Origin of the sequence: Vibrio sp. 10N.222.49.C9, assembly GCF_041474985.1 — a bacterium.
In the GTDB taxonomy this organism is placed as follows: domain Bacteria; phylum Pseudomonadota; class Gammaproteobacteria; order Enterobacterales; family Vibrionaceae; genus Vibrio; species Vibrio crassostreae_C.
The window spans coordinates 1-385 of sequence record NZ_JBFRVD010001105.1 but is presented as its reverse complement, the minus strand read 5'-3'; the positions used below and the strand labels follow the sequence as shown (position 1 = coordinate 385).

At 42.1% G+C, this 385-nt stretch carries 1 protein-coding gene; it reads left to right on the top strand.

What is annotated here, in order from left to right; genetic code table 11:
• Positions 1-37: 37 nt before the first annotated feature.
• On the top strand, positions 38-385 hold a 348-nt coding region (mioC, locus tag AB4585_RS27100), incomplete at its 3' end, for an FMN-binding protein MioC (protein WP_372171835.1).

Below are 385 nucleotides of genomic sequence, written 5' to 3'. Positions count from 1 at the left end.
TCTTCTCATCATTCTGTATAGGAAAATAAACATGTCCATGATTCATTTGATCACAGGTAGCACCTTAGGTGGAGCAGAATACGTTGCCGATCATCTTAATGATTTACTGCAAGAGATGGGTAAAGATACCGAGATTCACAATCAGCCAAATCTCGATGAAATACCCGCTAAAGGGACTTGGTTAATCATTACATCAACCCATGGTGCGGGTGATTATCCAGAAAATATTCAGCCGTTTATTGAGCAACTTCAGCAAACGCCACCCAATACTCAGGATCTCAACTATGCGATTATCGCGATTGGTGATTCAAGCTATGACACCTTCTGTGGTGCAGGATTGCATTGCCAGGAACTGCTTGAAGATATTGGTGCTACCCCATTATCT